This window comes from Streptomyces davaonensis JCM 4913 (assembly GCF_000349325.1).
Classification (GTDB): domain Bacteria; phylum Actinomycetota; class Actinomycetes; order Streptomycetales; family Streptomycetaceae; genus Streptomyces; species Streptomyces davaonensis.
In genome coordinates this window covers 9,196,837-9,213,562 of the sequence record NC_020504.1, presented here as the reverse complement: position 1 = coordinate 9,213,562, position 16,726 = coordinate 9,196,837, and the positions used below count along the sequence as shown (strand labels likewise).

Genomic DNA, 16,726 nt, shown 5'->3' with positions numbered 1-16,726 from the left:
ATATTCGCGGAGATCACTGGCCGAAACGAGACGGATGCCCGTCGGTTGACTTGGAGCGCGCTCCAGTACCTAGCGTCACGGACTGAACGGCTCCGAACGCCAGGAAGGCACCAGCATGAGCGACGTTCCCACCCGGGATCTGGGCGAACTCACCGTGTCCGCGCAGGGGCTTGGATGCATGGGCATGAGCCACGGATACGGCGCCACCGACGACGACCGGTCGATCGACACCCTGCACCGCGCCCTCGACCTCGGGGTGACCCTGCTCGACACCGCCGACTTCTACGGCTTCGGCCACAACGAGGAGTTGATCGGGCGGGCCGTCGCCGGGCGCCGTGACGAGGTGGTGCTCGCGACCAAGTTCGGCTTCGCCAACCGGCTCGGCGAGCCCACCCGGATCCGCGGCGACGCCGCCTATGTGCGCCAGGCCTGCGAGGCGTCCCTGCGCCGGCTCGGCGTCGCCCACATCGATCTCTACTACCAGCACCGCGTCGACCCCGAGGTCCCCATCGAGGAGACCGTCGGCGCCATGGCCGACCTCGTGCGCGCCGGGAAGGTCCGCCACCTGGGGCTCTCCGAGGCGAGCGCCGCCACCCTGCGGCGCGCCCACGCCGTGCACCCCATCGCCGCGCTCCAGAGCGAGTGGTCGCTGTGGACCCGGGACCTGGAGGCCGAGATCGCGCCGGTCTGCCGCGCACTGGGCATCGGCCTGGTCCCCTTCTCCCCGCTCGGCCGCGGCTTCCTCACCGGCCGGTACAGCTCGGTCGAAGGCATGGCCGACAACGACGTACGCCGCGGCCAGCCGCGGTTCGCCGACGGCAATCTCGAACGGAACCTGGCGATCGTGGCCCAACTGGAGGAGCTGGCCCGGGCGAAGGGCGTCACCGCCGGTCAACTCGCCCTGGCCTGGGTGCAGTCCCGCGGCGACGACGTGGTCCCGATCCCCGGCACGCGGCGGCAGCGGAACCTGGAGGAGAACCTGGCGGCACTCACCGTGGAGCTGTCGGCCGAGGAGCTCGCCGCGATCGAGTCCGCCGCGGCACCCGAGCACATCGCGGGCGACCGCTACGACGCCACCAGCTTGACCTTCGTCAACGGCTGACCGGCGCACGGATGCCCCTGACGACCGCCGTCAGGGGCATCCGGCCAGGGAGCTACGCCTTGATCACCGCGTCGATGCGGGCCAGTTCCTCCGCGTCGAAGTCCAGGTTGCCGATGGCCGCCACGCTGTCCTCGATCTGCCGCGCGCTGCTCGCGCCGACGAGGGCGGAGGTCACCCGGCCGCCGCGCAGCACCCAGGCCAGCGCCAGCTGGGCCAGGGACTGGCCGCGGGACTTGGCGATCTCGTCGAGGGCGCGGAGCTTGGCCACCAGGTCCTCGGTGACCGCGTCGGAGTTCAGGAAGGGGCTGTCGCTCGCGGCCCGGGAGCCCTCGGGGATGCCGTCGAGGTAGCGGGAGGTCAGCAGGCCCTGCTCCAGCGGGGAGAAGACGATCGAGCCGACCTGGAGCTCGTCCAGGGTGTCCAGCAGGCCCTCGTCCTCGGGGCGCCGGTCGAGCATCGAGTAGCGCGGCTGGTGGATCAGCAGCGGCGTGCCCAGCTCACCGAGGATGCGGGCGGCCTCCCGGGTCTGCTCCGGGGAGTAGTTGGAGACGCCGACGTAGAGCGCCTTGCCCTGCTGGACGGCCGAGTGCAGCGCGCCCATCGTCTCCTCCAGCGGAGTCTCCGGGTCCGGCCGGTGCGAGTAGAAGATGTCCACGTAGTCCAGGCCCATCCGCTTCAGGCTCTGGTCCAGCGAGGACAGCACGTACTTGCGCGAGCCCCACTCGCCGTACGGGCCGGGCCACATCAGGTATCCGGCCTTGGTGGAGATGACGAGTTCGTCGCGGTACGGCGCGAAGTCCGCCTTCAGCGCCTCGCCCAGCGCCTCCTCGGCCGACCCGGGCGGCGGGCCGTAGTTGTTGGCCAGGTCGAAGTGGGTGACACCGAGGTCGAAGGCGCGGCGCAGGATCGCGCGCTGCGTCTCGACCGGGCGGTCCGGACCGAAGTTGTGCCACAGGCCGAGGGACAGGGCGGGGAGCTTCAGGCCGCTGCGTCCGGTGCGCCGGTAGGGCATGTCCGTGTAGCGGTCGGGGTGTGCGGTGTACAACGCGACTCCAGAGGGGTGGGCACGAGGGGAACCAAGCTCATCACGAGGCTCCCTTAAGACCGGTGTCCACTCTTTCGTGACCTGTAGGCATTGGTCCAACAGAAGAATCCGATGGAATTCAGCAGTTACGCTTCTCAGTCATGGAACTGCGTCATCTCCAGCACTTCGTCGCGGTCGCCGAGGACCAGCATTTCACCCGGGCCGCCGAACGGCTCATGGTGTCCCAGTCGGGGCTCTCGGCATCGATCCGCTCACTGGAACGGGAGCTCCAGACCCCGCTGTTCGTCCGGACGACGCGCAGTGTGACGCTCACCCCGGCCGGGCGGGCGCTGCTGGGCGAGGCGGAGCGGATCCTGGCGCAGGTGCGGTCGGCCCATGAGGCGGTGGCCGCGGTGCAGGGCGTGCTGCGCGGGATGCTGGCGCTGGGCTCGGAGCAGTGCATCGCCGGGGTGCATGTGGCGGGTCTGCTCGCCGCGTTCCGGCGGCGCCATCCGGATGTGGAGATCTGCCTGCGGCAGGCGGGCTCGGGGGCGCTCGCGGAGGAGGTCGCGGCCGGCCGCCTCGATCTGGCCTTCGCGGTGCGTACGGCACAGGAGGACACCGACCAGCTGCGCGCCGTACCGCTGACCAGCGAGCCGATGACCGTGCTCTGCCACCCGAGCCACCGGCTCGCCGCCGCCGGGGCGGCGGTCACTCCGGAGGAGCTGGGCGGCGAGGTGTTCGTCGACTTCCACCCGGACTGGGGGCCGCGCCGCACCACCGACGCGGCGTTCGCCGCCGCGGGGGTCCGCCGGGCGGTCGCCCTGGAGGTGAACGACGTGCACAGCCTGCTGGACCTGGTGGACGAGAACCTCGGGATCGCCGTCGTACCGCGCCATTTCCGGCACAAGCGGGAGTCACTGACCGCCCTGCCGGTGAAGGGCACCGGCGAGCGGGTGTACGAGACGGTCGCCCTGCTGCCGCACCCGCAGGCCACGAGCCCGGCGGCGCGAGCCCTCATGGAGCTGCTCGACAAAGAAGGCGCGTGACGGTCGGCTTTGCGCGATGGTGGAGCCATGCATGCCAAGGACATCCTCATCGACGGTTACAGCCGCATCCAGGAAGAAGTCCACGCCACCGTCGAGGGCCTCGGCCCCGACGACCTGCACGCCCGGCCCGGCCCGGGAGCCAACTCCATCGCCTGGCTGGTCTGGCATCTCACCCGGGTCCAGGACGACCACATCGCCGACGCCTTCGGCCTGGACCAGGTCTGGCTCACCCAGGACTTCCAGAAGACCTTCGGACTCGACCTGCCCCGCCATGACACCGGGTACGGGCACACCTCCGCGAAGGTCGACAAGGTCCGGGTCGACTCCGGCGAGCTGCTGACCGGGTACTACGACGCCGTCCACGCCCAGACCCTCGGCGCGCTGCGGGAGCTGGCCGCCAAGGATCTGGAGCGGGTCGTCGACGAGCGCTGGGACCCGCCGGTGACCCTGGGGGTACGGCTGGTCAGCGTCCTGTCCGACGATCTTCAGCACATCGGACAGGCCGCCTACGTCCGCGGGCTGCTTCAGACCGCGTAACCGGGCAGGACGACGTCCTCGATGAGGGCCTTGCGCTCGTCGAACGGGATGAACGCGCTCTTCAGGGCGTTCACCGTGACCGTGCGCAGGTCCTCGACGGTCCAGCCGGCCTGCTCGACCAGCAGGGACATCTCGCGGGTCATCGTCGTGCCCGACACCAGCCGGTTGTCGGTGTTGAGGGTGACCCGGAAGCCGAGGTCCTTCAGCGCGGTGATGGGGTGCTCGGCTATGGAGGTGGCGGCGCCGGTCTGGAGGTTGGAGGTCGGGCACATCTCCAGGGCGATACGGCGGTCGCGGACCCACCCGGCGAGCCGGCCGAGCTTGCCGTCCACGATGTCGTCGGTGATCCGCACGCCGTGCCCGATGCGCTGGGCGCCGCAGATCTGGAGCGCCTGGTGGATGCTGGACAGGCCGTCGGCCTCACCGGCGTGGATGGTGAACGGCACGCTCTCGCGGCGCAGGTGCTCGAAGGCGGCCAGGTGGTCGGCGGCGGGGAAACCGGCCTCGGCACCGGCGATGTCGAAGCCGACGACACCGGCGTCCCGGAAGGCGACGGCCAGGTCGGCGGCCTCGCGCACCCGGTCGAACATCCGCATGCCGCACAGCAGGGTACCGACCCGCACCGGGGTACCGGCCGCGGCGACCTTCGCCATACCGGCGGCGAGGCCCTCCTGGACGGTCTCCACGACCTCGGCGAGGGCCAGCCCGCCCTGGGTGTTCAGCTCGGGGGCGTAGCGCACCTCGCCGTAGACGACACCGTCGGCGGCCAGGTCCAGGACGTACTCCTCGGCGGTGCGCAGCAGGCCCTCGCGGGTCTGCATCACGGCGAGAGTGTGCTCGAAGGTGGCGATGTAGCGGACCAGGTCGCCGGAGTTCGCGGCCTCGAAGTACCAGGCGGCGAGCTCGTCCGGGTCGGTGGTGGGCAGGGTGTGGCCGACCTCGGCCGCCAGCTCGATCACGGTGGCGGGGCGCAGGCCGCCGTCGAGGTGGTCGTGCAGGACGGCCTTGGGGAGGCGACGGATCACATCGGCGTCTACGCGCGTAGCAGTCATGTCGGGGGCTTTCCTTGAGCGGGTGTTCTACGGGAGGCGGGTGGAGGTCAGCCGGCGGGCTGGAGCAGGTCCCAGCGGTTGCCGTACAGGTCCTGGAAGACGGCGACCGAGCCATAGGGCTCATGGCGCGGCTCCTCCAGGAAGGTCACGCCCGCGGCGAGCATCCGGGCGTGGTCGCGGGCGAAGTCGTCGGTGTGCAGGAAGAACCCGACCCGCCCACCGGTCTGGTCGCCGACCCTGGCGCGCTGCGCGTCGCCCTTGGCGCGGGCCAGCAGCAGTTCGGCGCCCTCGCCACCCGGCCGCACGACGACCCATCGGGAGCCGTCCGGGCGCGGGGCGTCCTCGACGAGACGGAATCCCAGGGCCTCGGTGTAGAAGCGGATCGCCTCGTCGTAGTCGTCGACGACGAGGGTGACCAGGGCGATGCGGCTCATCGGTGCCTTTCGGGACGTGCGATTGACGGGAGAGGTTATACGTAAAACCCGCCGCGCGCCAGTCCGCGCCGAGCGGCACCTCGGGCGGCTCGTTCTCCGGGCCTAGGACCGCCGCCCGAGGTGCCGCGGCCCGAGGATCGATAGCGTCCCCGGCATGACGATCACCGACCCGCCCCGCACCCCCGAACAGCGCAGACGCGAGGTGCTGGAGCGACTGGAACGCGAGACGGACGTCTGGGTCGCCACGGCGGACGCCGAGGGGGCGCCCTGCATGGTGGCGCTGTGGTTCGTCTGGGACGGGGAGGCGGTGTGGGTGTCGACGCGGGCCACCAATCCGACGGGCCGGAACCTGCGGGAGCAGGGGCGCGCCCGGCTGGCGCTCGGCGACACGCGGGACGTGGTGCTCATCGACGGCGCGGCGGAGGCGTTCACGGCGCGGGAGGTGCCGGACGCGGCGGTCGAGGCGTTCCTGGCGAAGACGGGGTGGGATCCGCGCGCGGAGCGCGCCGCCTACGCCTTCTTCCGGGTGCGCCCGCGGGCGGTGCAGGCGTGGCACGGGGTACGAGAGTTGCCGCAGCGCCACCTCATGAAGGAGGGCAAGTGGCTTGTCTAGACAGGTTAGACGGGAGTACCGCCGTAGGACATCCGATGCCCCCAAACGCGAGCGCCAGGACGCCGACACCCGCTCCCGCAGCGATAGCCGCGGAGGCGATGGCGCCGATAGCTGCGGCAGCAACGGGGATGAGGGGGATAGCCGCGACGGCCCCGAGTGCAATGCCAAGTTGGAACAGCGCTGCGTGCGTCTGCGCGGTGTTGGCGCGGACCTTGATGTTGACGTCGTCGCGGTCGAGGTCGTCGACCTGGCGCTGCATCGCCGCGAGCACCCGCCTCCTCCCCGACACGGTCCGCGGCAGGGAGCACGGCCATCTTCAGTGTTATCGGCCATGCGTCACCCCAAGCGGCTCGGTTGGGGTGGTGTAGAAGGTGACGTCGGTGGGGTGGTCGCGGAGGTTCAGGAGCTCCGCTATGAGAAGCAGGCGTTGCGCCTGGCGTTCCACCTTCAGCGACAGTGCACAACGGGCGTTGTGCACTGCGTTCAGTAACCACTCGCGACAGGCCTCAGAGCAGAATCCAGAAACCGCCAGTCCACCGGATTCGTTTAGCGTCAGCAACGGCGAGAAACAGCACTCCGGCCGCGCACAGCGTGTTGGGTCATGGGGAAGTCCAGAAATGACGAAGCCCCGACGCGTCCGCCGGGGCATGCGAAAGGCCCCGAGTTGACGCCGGGCGCCCTTAGGGGATGAGGGTTCGTTACGCGGTCAACTGACCTGCGTGCACTGAGAGGTCCATGGGGACAGACGGCGCCGCTTCGTCGGGTCCGCCGCCAGCCATCGGCGCTCCACTCGTGATTGCTTCCATGTCGCACGGGGTAGGGACCGGACATCCGAGCCCGTTACAGGTGATCCTGAACGGGTACGGATCGCGGCTGCGTCGACGCCAGCTCGCGCGAACGAGGCGGGGGACTCTTGTGCACTACTTCAAGGACTTCGAAATGAGAGTCGACACAACGACGGCCGGACTCGCAAGTCCGGCCGTCCACGCGTCGAGGGCGATTCTCGGTTTCGATCACATGCCGTTTAGGCGTGTGGTCGGGCCGAGCGCGCCCAGCACGCGGCCCGACCACCCTGAGTGGGAGGGTCAATCACCGCATGGAGACCGTTGGTTGGGCGGCTGCGGTAGTGGCTGCCGTCGGGGGCGTGACATGGGTGCTCACGTTCCTGCTTGATCAGATTCCAGCTCTGTGCAGGAAGGCTGTCGCCGCCGTGAGGTCCGTAAAGGAGCTCCGAGCAGAGTTGGGTAAGCCGCCTGTCAGCAAGCAGGGGGAGAAGGCGTCAGACGTCGAACAACGTCGCTGACGTCGGCAAGAACTGACGGGGTGTCGCCATGTCGGCGCCCCGTCATTGCGATGTACCGGCCCGTTCCGTAGATCTCCACGACCGTTCCGGCGGGGCGTCGGATGCAGCGTCCCTGTCGGACGTCAGCACGGCCCCAGATGTGCAGCCCGTCGCCGGACGGGGAGACCTCTACGTAGGTGGTCCCCGCGTCGCGGATGATGGCTGCGGCCCACGGGGCAAGTCGCCCGGTGAGCGGGTTCAGACAGTGGTCCAGGTCGAGACAGACGATGTCGTCGACGTCCGAAAGGACGAAGCCCAGACCGGCGCCGACCGTCGAAACAGCGGCGTCCTTGTGAGCGCTCCACGTGCGCGGGTCGGTGCTCGACGCCGCCATGCTGGCGACTGTGAGCGGCCGTTTGTCCGCGGCGCGTCGGACCCACCTGTCGCAGGTCGTCAGTTCGTCGGGGAGCGCCTTACGCGCACGAGCGCGGGACGGGGCCATCCGGCACCAGTTCGAGCACGTCTTGACGTGGGACCGAGCCGCGATCGGCATCGGCCCTTCGCAGTGCTCGCAAGTCCTCAATCGTAGATGCGGGCCGTTACGCTTTCAAGGCTCTCACCAGGGAAAATGCGTTAGCCAGAGAGGGCCGGCACGTTACACTTCGACCGCCCCGCGACCCTCAGTGGGCCCCAGGAAGCCGTGTGCGGCCGGCTCGCGGCCTACCGCAGGGCGGGGCCGAACGGGCCCCCTCAGATCCCCCAGACCCGTACAGAGTGCGAGGCCCAGCACCTTTACGGTTCGGAGATCGTCCCGGCGGGGGTCACCCCCCGGTCCATGCGGCGTCACTCGCTAGTCGATCTTCGCCGCGAAGCCGGCGCGAGGCTCTCGACGCTCTCCGTCGGCGAGCTCATGGCTGCGCCCAATGTCGGTGCGTCGCACCCTTGACGGTGCTAACGTGGCATCGCCGAGACCGCGATGGTCAAAGCAGCGGCGTCGAACGTCGCCTAGGACCGTCTCCGCAACGGAGGCGTTCAAGCTCCGAAACGGAGCTCGGCTACTCGCTGCGAACGGGTAGCGGCCCGGACAGGGACCCAGAAGGCGCGATGCCAACCAGGGACCCACCACTCTGTAGGTCTTAACCGACCTCAACGACATGCACCGCAACGGTGCAGCGCGCAGCAAGGGCCCTGCGCACTGACAGGTCACCTGTCGTCGTTGAGGTAGCCTGCGCTACGTCCTCGTCTCAGGTGGCACACACCGTTGCCGAGGAGAGCTTGTCGTGTGGTCCATGCTGGGTGAACTCGCCCTAGCTGCACCGTGGTTGCTGGCGCTGCTGTTTGGCGTGCTGGCTCTGATCGTGCTCGTTTCGTTGCCCTTGAGTCTGCGTGGCTCGGAGGCGAGCGAGCGTCCCGAAATCATCAGAGCACTTGCCGACTTCTGGCGGTTCTGGCGTCGGTGACGTCAGCCCTGGCCGATGCTCGACACGTGGTCGAGCCGCACGGTGTGGGCCTTCGTCGACACGGTGACCGTGAGCACGGTGGGCCAATCGATTCCGCCAGCCGGGTAAGTCGCTGCCGCGGACGCGTAGGCGTGCGTTCCCGTCAGCGTTTGCCCCCCAACCAGGTTGACGGCCACTGTTTGACCGTTCGCGGCTGCCGCACGGTCGCGGATGACGGAGGTGTACTCGTCGAAAAGGATCGTGCGGCTCATCGGTTCTCCATGGCGTAGCTGTTCTCGGCGAACGGGTTGCGGGGGTTGCTGCTCGGATGGCGTCGCTCAGTGCGGCGCCCCTCGTCGTCCATGCCGTGACGCTGCCTGTAGCGCGTAGCGCCTCCGCTGACAGTCCCAGCGCCGTTGCCGACGTCGGGACCACAGTCACCGCCGGATCGGGGCGCAGGAGGGGACCTCACGCCGAACTGTGCGGCAAGCGTCTGCGCGTCCGCCTCCAGTTCCTCCGGGGTCGTACCGACGAGGCGTTCGGACTGCTCGGGCGTCAGGCCAGCGGCGACTCCCGCGCGCAGGCGGGCAACTTCAGCAAGCGGCGTCACGCTGCTCTTCTGGGGTCATGGTGTCTGTCCTTGTCAGGCGATGAACGGGCGCGGGTCGCGACCGGTACCGAGGGGCTTGTAGGTGCGCTCAGGGAGCGCGCGCGGGGAGTAGTCGACGATGGGGCCGTGGTCGTCGTAGGCAACGGGGTCGGTCGCGGCCGTAACGCTGAACTCCAGGTCTTCGTACGACGTTGGCACGAACGCGGAGCCGCTACGGGCGACCCACACGAGGTACTCGATGGCGTAGTCGCGTGACTGCATCACGCTGCGGATGTGGTCGGGGACCTCGTCAACGCGGACGGTCCATGCCCGTGACGGCTCGAAGGACGTCCCACTGAGCATCACGGACGTTGCGGTAGTCCTTCAGGAGCGACGTCAGGCGACGCCAGGCGTCCAGGACATCCCCACCCGCCTCGATGGCCTGTTCAGCCGTCGTGACGTCGCCCAGAGTCTCCCCGGCGTCCTTGGCAGCGTCGAGAATCTCAGTCAGCCCGCCGTCGAGGTGCTCATAGAAGCGGCGATGCCCGCGTCAGGATCCTTCCCGTCGACGAGCGGCCTCCAGCGGGGCGTATGCCCTTCGGGGAACACCTCGACGGTCACGCCGAACTCGTGGAGGAGTTGGCGCCTCTCCCCGTCGTCAGCGGCAGCGTGCCACTTCGACGCCACAGTCTCCCCGGTGGGGCGCTCGATCATCCCCGCAGGGCGGATAGGAGTCTCACGCAGGCGCTTGATCTCGGCCGTCAGGTCGCCGTACCGCTCCCGGTACCAAGCGGCGTCGTCCTCGTCGTCGTAGAGCCCCGCGTTTCGGTCGTCACGCAGCCGGTTACGAGCCGAGAGCTTCTCCGCTAGCTCCTCCTCCACGCCGTTACCCGGGTCAAAAACCCTCTCCATGAATTTGTGGTCGCCGTATGTCGCGAGGAACCACCCGGTGAGTGCCTCCTCCAGGCGCTCCACATAGATCGTGGGCGACGGCTGACAGTCGGTGAGACCCTTACGCCGCGACATGCACGTCATTGCTACTGGGTTCCCCGTACGGTACTGGCGATACTTGCACTGCCCGCAGATGGCCAGCGACGAGAGAAGGTGCGTGCCTGACTGCGCACGCTTACCCCGTGGCTTCTTGCGAGCTAGCTTCTTGACAAGCGCCTCATGGGTTTCTCGATTCCAGAGCGGCGGAGCAACTCGAACGGGCATGCCCTTGTCGTCGAGTACCGGCTTGTCCTTGTGCAGTAGGTACCCGAGTGCAGCCTCAGAAATCAGCATCGACCTTAGCGCGGATCCACCCCACGCACTCCCACGGGGCTCTTTACCACCCATTACCCGCTCATGGTCTACAGGAGAAAGAACGCCTGCACGAGTCAGCCGTGCCGCCTCACTGTGTTCGGTGATTTCGCCCGAATGGTCTGCGAGGATTCGCCGCGCTACGTCGCGGATGTTCTCGGCCGCGTTCTCGCGCTCCCGAATCTCTTCTGGGAAGTCCTCTCCACGGTCCAACGCAACGTGGTCGATTGCCGCCTTCTGGTACAGCCGCACGTACCGGTAGCCGTATGAGTGCTTGCCCCTCTTGCGCCCTTGCTCTCTCGCCTTGACGGTCTCGTCGCGGTTGCGGCCCTCCGTGGCGCGGAGCTCCATCTGAGCTCCCCAAGCCTGCGCAATGAACTGGTTCTCGTCGGCCGGGTCGTTCAGATCCCACGGCCCGCTGTGGCCGTAGGTAACAAGGAGCTTCCCCTCGTCGCGCATCTTGTACCCGGTGTTCAGGCAGTCGACGAGGCTGCGCCCAATCCGGTCAACGGCCGCCCCCGCGATCCCCGCGTATGGACCCTTCTCCCCGCGCAACCACGGCCCGAGCCGCGGACGGTCGATGGGGTTGGTAGCGCCAGAGACTTCCCAGTCGTCAGCCCAGGCGATGACGTGACCGCCTACGCTGGCCACGGCCGACAGCACGTTGTCGCGCTGACGTGCAGGTGACCAGGTGGCATCCGATCTCCGCGATAGGCGACGTACCCCCACGAAGCACAGCCCGCACCCGTCGAACGGCCGCTCCTCAGCCCGACTCATCCCGCCCCCTCGCGACTACAGCTGGACCATCTTACCGTTCAGCAAGAGCCTCTACCCGCCGAGATCGTGAAGACGCCGTTCTTCCAGGGCAACGACGTGGTCGTGCTCCAGGAGGCGTTCGACAACTCCTCCTCGGACGCGCTGAAGTCCTCGGCGGCGGGCGCCTACCCGTACCAGACGCCCGTGGTCGGCCGGAGCAAGGCCGGCTGGGACGCGACGGGCGGCGCCTACTCGGCGACGACGCCGGAGGACGGCGGGGTCACGATCCTCAGCAGTGGCCGATCCTGCGCAAGGAGCAGTACGTCTACAAGGACGCGTGCGGCGCGGACTGGTGGTCCAACAAGGGCTTCGCGTACGTCGTGCTGAACGTGAACGGCGCCAAGGTGCACGTGGTCGGCACGCACGCCCAGTCCACGGACCCGGGCTGCGACGCCGGTGAGGCCGCCGCGATGCGCAGCCGCCAGTTCAAGGCGATCGACGCCTTCCTGGACGCCAAGAACATCCCGGCGAACGAGCAGGTCCTGGTCGCCGGTGACATGAACGTCGACTCGCACACCGCGGAGTACGGCACGATGCTCGCCGACGCGGGCCTCGTCGGCGCCGACGCGCGCACCGGGCACACCTACTCCTTCGACACGCAGGACAACTCCATAGCCCGCGACCGTTACCCGAACGACCCGCGCGAGGACCTCGACTACGTCCTGCACCGCGCGGGCCACGCCCGTCCGGCCGTGTGGAAGAACGACGTGATCAAGGAGCAGAGCGCGCCCTGGACGGTGTCGAGCTGGGGCACCGATTACACGTACACCAATCTGTCGGACCACTACCCGGTGACCGGCTCGGCGGGCTGACGGCCGGCCGGGGAGTGGTCAGCGCCGTGCCCACTCCCCGGCCAGCAGTTCGTACGACCGCACCCGGTCCGTGTGGTCGTGGGTCATCGTCGTGATGAGCAGTTCGTCGGCGCCGGTCGCCTCCTGGAGTTGTTCCAGCTGGTCGGCGACGCGGGCCGGTGAGCCGACGAACTGGGTGTCGACGCGGTCCTGGACGAGGGCCCGGTCCGCGTCGGTCCACTCGTGGGCGCGGGCCTCCTTCAGGGTCGGGTACTCGATGGCGCCCTCGGCGGTGCGGATGCTGCGCACCCATGGGCCGTATCCCTCGGCCAGTTCGCGGGCCGTCGCGTCGTCCTCGGCGACGACGACGTCCGCGGAGACGGTGACGTACGGGGTGTCGAGGAACTCCGACGGGCGGAAGAAGGACCGGTAGCCGTCCACGGCCTCCAGGACGGTGGCGGGGCTGACGTGGTAGTTCGCGGCGAAGCGCAGACCCCGGGCGCCGGCCACCTCGGCGCTCTGGCCACCGCTGCTCCCGAGGATCCACACCTCGACCTCGGCGCCCTCGCCCGGTACGGCGTGTGCCTCGATGCCCTCCGGGGAGCGGTAGGTGCCGCCGAGGAGGGCGAGCAGGTCGTCGATCTGCTCGGCGTAGTCCTGGGACTCGGCGTTCGGCAGCGTCAGCAGTTTGCGCTGGAGGGCGATCCGGGGTGAGCCGAGCAGGTGCTCGGGATTGAACGGGGCCGGTATCAGCAGGCCGTTGGGCGAGTGGCGCTTCTCCGGCGGCACCGTCGGCCGTCCCGGTGGGCGGCCGCCGGAGCGGCCGAGGCCCAGGTCGAGGCGGTCGGGGTGGAGCGCGTCGATGAGGCCGAACTCCTCGACCGTGGACAGGGCGGTGCGATGGCCGAGCTGTACGGCGCCGGAGCCGAGCCGGATGGTGGAGGTGGCGGAGGCCGTCAGGGCGAGGACGACCGCCGGGGAGGTGCCCGCCACTCCGGGGTTGAGGTGGTGTTCGGCGAACCAGTGGCGGGTGTATCCGAGGCGTTCGGCCTGCCGGGCGAGGTCGATGGAGTTGCGCAGGGCCTCGGCGGGGGTGGCGCCGGACGGGATCGGCACCAGGTCCAGGACGCCGAGGGGGATGGCTGACAATTGGTGGCCTCCTCAGAGGTGGGCGGGCGGGTTCGGGGGCGTCACGAGGCGGCCCGTGCGGTGTGCGCCCGGTCCGGGTGGGTGAGGCCCAGGTGGTCGCGCAGGGTGGGGCCCTCGTACTCGGTGCGGAAGACGCCCTGTTCCTGGAGGAGCGGGACGACGCGGTCGGCGAAGTCGTCGAGGCCGCCGGGGGTGAGGTGCGGGACGAGGATGAAGCCGTCGCTGGCGTCGGCCTGCACGAGGTCGTTGACGGCGCGGGCCACGGTCCGCGGTGAGCCGATGAAGTTCTGCCGGTTCCCGGTCTCGATGACCAGGTCCCGGATGGACCAGCCGTGGGCCGCCGCCAGCTCGCGCCACTCCCGGGCGGTGGCCAACGGGTCGCGGTACATGCGCACTTGGGCCCGGCCGCGGGCGACGGTGTGCTCCCCCGGCAGCGGGTCGACGTCGGGCAGCGGACCGTCGGGGTCGTAGCCGGACAGGTCACGGTTCCAGACCCACTCCAGATGCTTGAGGGCGGTGGCTCCGCTGACCTGCTTGCGGCGTACCTCCTTGGCCAGTTCCTCCGCCTCGGCGTCGGTGTCGGCGAGCACGAAGCTCGCGGCGGGCAGGATGAGCAGCTCGTCTCGGCGGCGGCCGTAGCGGGCGAGGCGGTCCTTGACGTCGGTGTAGAAGGACTGGCCCTCGATGCGGGTGGCGTACCGGCTGAAGATCGCGTCGGCGCTCGACGCGGCGAACTCGCGGCCCTCGTCGGAGTCGCCCGCCTGGAAGATGACGGGGCGGCCCTGCGGGGAGCGCGGGACGTTGAACCGGCCGTGGATGTCGAAGTGTTGGCCGCTGTGGACGAAGGAACCGGCCTTGGCGTCGCGCAGGAAGACACCGGTGGCCTGGTCGGCGACGATCTCCTCGCCGTCCCAGGAGTCGAAGAGTTCGTACGCCGTGGTGAGGAACTCCTTGGCGCGGGAGTAGCGCTGCTCCTGCGGCAGGAAGCCGCCGCGGCGGAAGTTCTCGCCGGTGAAGGCGTCCCAGGAGGTCACCACGTTCCAGGCGGAGCGGCCGCCGGAGAGATGGTCGAGGCTGGCGAACTGGCGGGCCACCTCGTAGGGCTCGTTGAAGGTGGAGTTGATGGTGCCGGTCAGTCCGATGTGGTCGGTGACGGCGGCGAGGGCGGCGAGGACGGTGAAGGTGTCGGGGCGGCCGACCACGTCCAAGTCGTATATTTCACCGCTCTGTTCGCGCAGCCGCAGGCCCTCGGCGAGGAACAGGAAGTCGAACTTGGCCCGTTCGGCGGTGCGCGCGAAGTGCGCGAAGGAGGAGAACTCGATATGGCTTCCGGCCTTGGGGTCGCTCCATACGGTGGTGTTGTTGACGCCGGGGAAATGCGCGGCCAGATGGATCTGCTTCAGCGGCTTGGACATCGGGATCCCTCCGGCTCAGGCGGCGTAGCGGTTGGCGGGGCGCGTCAGGCCCAGCAGGCCGCGCAGGGTGTCGGCCTCGTAGGCGCGGCGGAAGGCGGCTCGGCGCTGGAGTTCGGGGGCCAGTCCCCGGGTGATTCGCGGCAGGTCGTGTCCGAGGACGGCGGGCCTGAGCCGGAAGCCGGTGAGCCCTCCTTGCCGCAACTCCTCAAGGAGGTCGGCGAGTTGGACGGGCGTCCCGGTGAAGATCCGGGCGTCGCTGGTGTACGGCTCACCGGCCAGGGCGTCGAGGCGGTCCCGTCGGGCCGCCGCCTCGGCGGGGTCGTCGTCGAGGAAGACCACCAGTTCACCGAAGATGTGCAGGGGCTGGTCGGCGCGGCCGGCCTCGGCCTGCTCGGCGCGGATCTCCGCGACGACGGCCCGTGCCTCGTCGACGTCGTGCGGGGTGACGTACCCGATGTCCGCCTGCCGGGCGACCAGGCGGTACGGCACGGTCTGGTGGGCCAGGGCGGTGACGACCGGTTGGCCCTGGGGCGGGCGCGGGGTGATGGAGGGGCCCTTGACGCTGAAGTGGCGGCCCTGGAAGTCGATGTAGTGCAGCTTGTTCCGGTCGATGAAGCGGCCGGTGGCGGCGTCGCGGATCTCGGCGTCGTCCTCCCAGCTGTCCCAGAGCCGGCGTACGACCTCCACATAGTCGGCGGCCTCGTCGAACAGCCCGGTCACCACGGGGCTGTCGTAGGAGTCGACGGGCTCGATGGTGCGGCGGCCGAAGTGCGCGGCCTCGTTCGGGCGGGCGGTGATCTGGACGCGCAGTCCCGCCCGGCCGGTGCTGACGTAGTCGAGGGTGGCGATGGCCTTGGAGAGGTGGAAGGGCTCGGTGTGGGTGGCGATCACGGTCGGGACCAGGCCGATGCGGCGGGTCAGCGGGGCGACCCGGGAGGCGATGAGGACGGCGTCGAGGCGGCCGCGGACCTGGTCGGTGCGCTCGTCGGGGTGGAGGAAGTGCGTGGACTGGGGGCCGAGGCCGTCCTCGATGGTGACGAAGTCGAGCAGTCCGCGCTCGGCCTCGGCGACCAGGTCGGCCCAGTAGGCGGCGGTGAACAGGTCCCGGGGGCGGGCCGCCTGTTCCCGCCAGGAGGCGGGGTGCCAGCCGGTGCCGTCGAGGGCGACGGCCAGGTGCAGTGGTGCGTGGGGCGTGAAGGACACGAAGGGGTTGCCTTCCTGAGGGGTTGCGTACGAGGTCACCGGCGCGCGTGGCAGGCCCAGTCCAGGATCTGGACGGCCGCTCCCGCGGCTTCGAGGCCCTGGCAGTGGGCGTGATGGCGGCGGGCGATGCCGTCGAGGTCGAGGTGGGTGCCGAAGGCCGGGTGGGCGGCGAGGCGGCGGGCGTAGGCCCACAGGGCGGGGTGCTCGGCGATGCGCCGTACCAGCGCCGCGTCCAGGTGGTTGCGGTGCGCGGTGTCGAGTTCGACGAGGGTGACCCACAACTCGACGTCCGCGGCGGTGATCTGATCCCGGATCATGAACTCCCGGTCCAGGAGCCATCGCTCCAGGGCGTCCAGGGTCTGGGCCAGCCGGTCGGCGGCGGCGGCCCGTTCCGACGCGTCGCCGCCCGCCGATCCGGCGAGCTGTGCCGCCTGCGTGATGCCTGCGGCGCACATCCGCTCGACGGCGTCGATCTCCGACTCCGCTGCGCACGGACGGAGTTGAACACCTCCCGACCCGAAGTGCCGGGCGAGGTCGCGGGCGATGGCGGGGGCGTGGGTGCTCACGATCCGGCCCGACCAGGCGTCGCTGAGGACGGGGGCGCGGGCCGGGCCGGTGTAGCGGTGGGCGCTGGCGTCGTAGAGCGGGCGCAGTGCGGCATAGCCGCCGTCACGACAGTCGGGGACGGCAGGCAGGACGACCGCCGGACAGGTGTCGTCCAGGCCCAGCAGGCTGTGGGTGACGGCGATCCTGAGGCCGTCCGGGCAGGCGGTCGACAGGTGGAGCCGGTAGCGGCGCGGCACGGCGTAGTGGCCGCTGCGGGCGTCGTGGCCGATACGGCCGTGGAAGTCGGGGGCGGAAGGGTGGCCGGCCAGCGGTGTTACGGACATGACTCTCCCCGGGGCGGAAGCGGCAAGGGATGGGCGGCG

General features: G+C 69.8%; 16 protein-coding genes and 1 pseudogene. 6 read left to right on the top strand and 11 right to left on the bottom strand.

Annotation, left to right across the window (positions count from 1 at the left end; translation table 11 throughout):
* Window positions 1-115: 115 nt before the first annotated feature.
* Window positions 116-1,102: an aldo/keto reductase gene (locus tag BN159_RS40875; RefSeq protein ID WP_015662952.1), complete on the top strand. Its 987-nt coding sequence runs from the start codon at window positions 116-118 to the stop codon at window positions 1,100-1,102.
* Window positions 1,103-1,154: 52 nt separating this feature from the next.
* On the opposite strand, the gene mgrA is transcribed toward BN159_RS40875, so the two are convergent.
* On the bottom strand, window positions 1,155-2,147 hold the full coding sequence (gene mgrA, locus BN159_RS40870) for an L-glyceraldehyde 3-phosphate reductase (protein ID WP_015662951.1): 993 nt from the start codon (window positions 2,145-2,147) through the stop codon (window positions 1,155-1,157).
* A 140-nt stretch (window positions 2,148-2,287) separates the two neighbouring features.
* On the opposite strand from mgrA, the gene BN159_RS40865 reads away from it, so the two are divergent.
* Window positions 2,288-3,175: a LysR family transcriptional regulator gene (locus BN159_RS40865; RefSeq protein ID WP_015662950.1), complete on the top strand. Its 888-nt coding sequence runs from the start codon at window positions 2,288-2,290 to the stop codon at window positions 3,173-3,175.
* Between the two features lie 27 nt (window positions 3,176-3,202).
* Window positions 3,203-3,712: a mycothiol transferase gene (locus tag BN159_RS40860; protein WP_015662949.1), complete on the top strand. Its 510-nt coding sequence runs from the start codon at window positions 3,203-3,205 to the stop codon at window positions 3,710-3,712.
* Here BN159_RS40860 and BN159_RS40855 read toward each other — a convergent pair.
* Both BN159_RS40855 and BN159_RS40850 read right to left on the bottom strand, forming a co-directional pair.
* Window positions 3,700-4,764 carry an adenosine deaminase gene (locus tag BN159_RS40855; protein WP_015662948.1) on the bottom strand — a complete coding sequence of 355 codons (1,065 nt, stop codon included), beginning with the start codon at window positions 4,762-4,764 and terminating at the stop codon, window positions 3,700-3,702. The two genes, BN159_RS40860 and BN159_RS40855, sit on opposite strands and share 13 nt — an antisense overlap.
* 47 nt (window positions 4,765-4,811) lie before the next feature.
* Window positions 4,812-5,198 (bottom strand): VOC family protein, encoded by a 387-nt coding sequence (locus BN159_RS40850; protein ID WP_015662947.1) that lies wholly within the window; start codon window positions 5,196-5,198, stop codon window positions 4,812-4,814.
* 154 nt (window positions 5,199-5,352) lie between these two features.
* Between BN159_RS40850 and BN159_RS40845 the strand changes: the two genes are divergently transcribed.
* Entirely contained in the window at window positions 5,353-5,811 is a 459-nt protein-coding gene (locus tag BN159_RS40845) for a pyridoxamine 5'-phosphate oxidase family protein (RefSeq protein WP_015662946.1), read from the top strand.
* Between the two features lie 1,256 nt (window positions 5,812-7,067).
* On the opposite strand, the gene BN159_RS40840 is transcribed toward BN159_RS40845, so the two are convergent.
* Complete coding sequence (locus tag BN159_RS40840; protein WP_331712336.1) at window positions 7,068-7,595, bottom strand: bifunctional DNA primase/polymerase; 528 nt, start codon at window positions 7,593-7,595, stop codon at window positions 7,068-7,070.
* 787 nt (window positions 7,596-8,382) lie between these two features.
* Here BN159_RS40840 and BN159_RS40830 point away from each other — a divergent pair.
* On the top strand, window positions 8,383-8,553 hold the full coding sequence (locus tag BN159_RS40830; protein ID WP_157901144.1) for a hypothetical protein: 171 nt from the start codon (window positions 8,383-8,385) through the stop codon (window positions 8,551-8,553).
* 2 nt (window positions 8,554-8,555) lie between these two features.
* Here BN159_RS40830 and BN159_RS40825 read toward each other — a convergent pair whose 3' ends face one another.
* The 3 genes from BN159_RS40825 to BN159_RS40815 form a co-directional block, all read right to left on the bottom strand.
* Entirely contained in the window at window positions 8,556-8,804 is a 249-nt protein-coding gene (locus BN159_RS40825; RefSeq protein ID WP_015662943.1) for a hypothetical protein, read from the bottom strand.
* 371 nt (window positions 8,805-9,175) lie between these two features.
* Entirely contained in the window at window positions 9,176-9,487 is a 312-nt protein-coding gene (locus BN159_RS40820) for a hypothetical protein (protein ID WP_157901143.1), read from the bottom strand.
* 141 nt (window positions 9,488-9,628) lie between these two features.
* Window positions 9,629-11,200 (bottom strand): recombinase family protein, encoded by a 1,572-nt coding sequence (locus BN159_RS40815; RefSeq protein WP_015662940.1) that lies wholly within the window; start codon window positions 11,198-11,200, stop codon window positions 9,629-9,631.
* Between the two features lie 42 nt (window positions 11,201-11,242).
* On the opposite strand from BN159_RS40815, the pseudogene sph reads away from it, so the two are divergent.
* Window positions 11,243-12,051: pseudogene (sph, locus tag BN159_RS40810) on the top strand (sphingomyelin phosphodiesterase); the annotation flags it as partial.
* 18 nt (window positions 12,052-12,069) lie between these two features.
* Here the strand turns inward: sph and BN159_RS40805 are convergent.
* The 4 genes from BN159_RS40805 to BN159_RS40790 are packed head-to-tail and all read right to left on the bottom strand — an operon-like array spanning window position 12,070 to window position 16,687.
* Window positions 12,070-13,179 (bottom strand): LLM class flavin-dependent oxidoreductase, encoded by a 1,110-nt coding sequence (locus tag BN159_RS40805; protein WP_015662938.1) that lies wholly within the window; start codon window positions 13,177-13,179, stop codon window positions 12,070-12,072.
* A gap of 41 nt (window positions 13,180-13,220) precedes the next feature.
* Window positions 13,221-14,594, bottom strand: coding sequence for an NtaA/DmoA family FMN-dependent monooxygenase (locus tag BN159_RS40800; RefSeq protein ID WP_015662937.1), 1,374 nt, complete (start codon window positions 14,592-14,594; stop codon window positions 13,221-13,223).
* 15 nt (window positions 14,595-14,609) lie between these two features.
* Complete coding sequence (locus BN159_RS40795; RefSeq protein ID WP_041820495.1) at window positions 14,610-15,797, bottom strand: LLM class flavin-dependent oxidoreductase; 1,188 nt, start codon at window positions 15,795-15,797, stop codon at window positions 14,610-14,612.
* A gap of 35 nt (window positions 15,798-15,832) precedes the next feature.
* A complete protein-coding gene (locus tag BN159_RS40790; RefSeq protein ID WP_015662935.1) occupies window positions 15,833-16,687 on the bottom strand; it encodes a glutathione S-transferase C-terminal domain-containing protein in 855 nt (284 codons plus the stop codon).
* Between the last annotated feature and the right edge of the window lie 39 nt (window positions 16,688-16,726).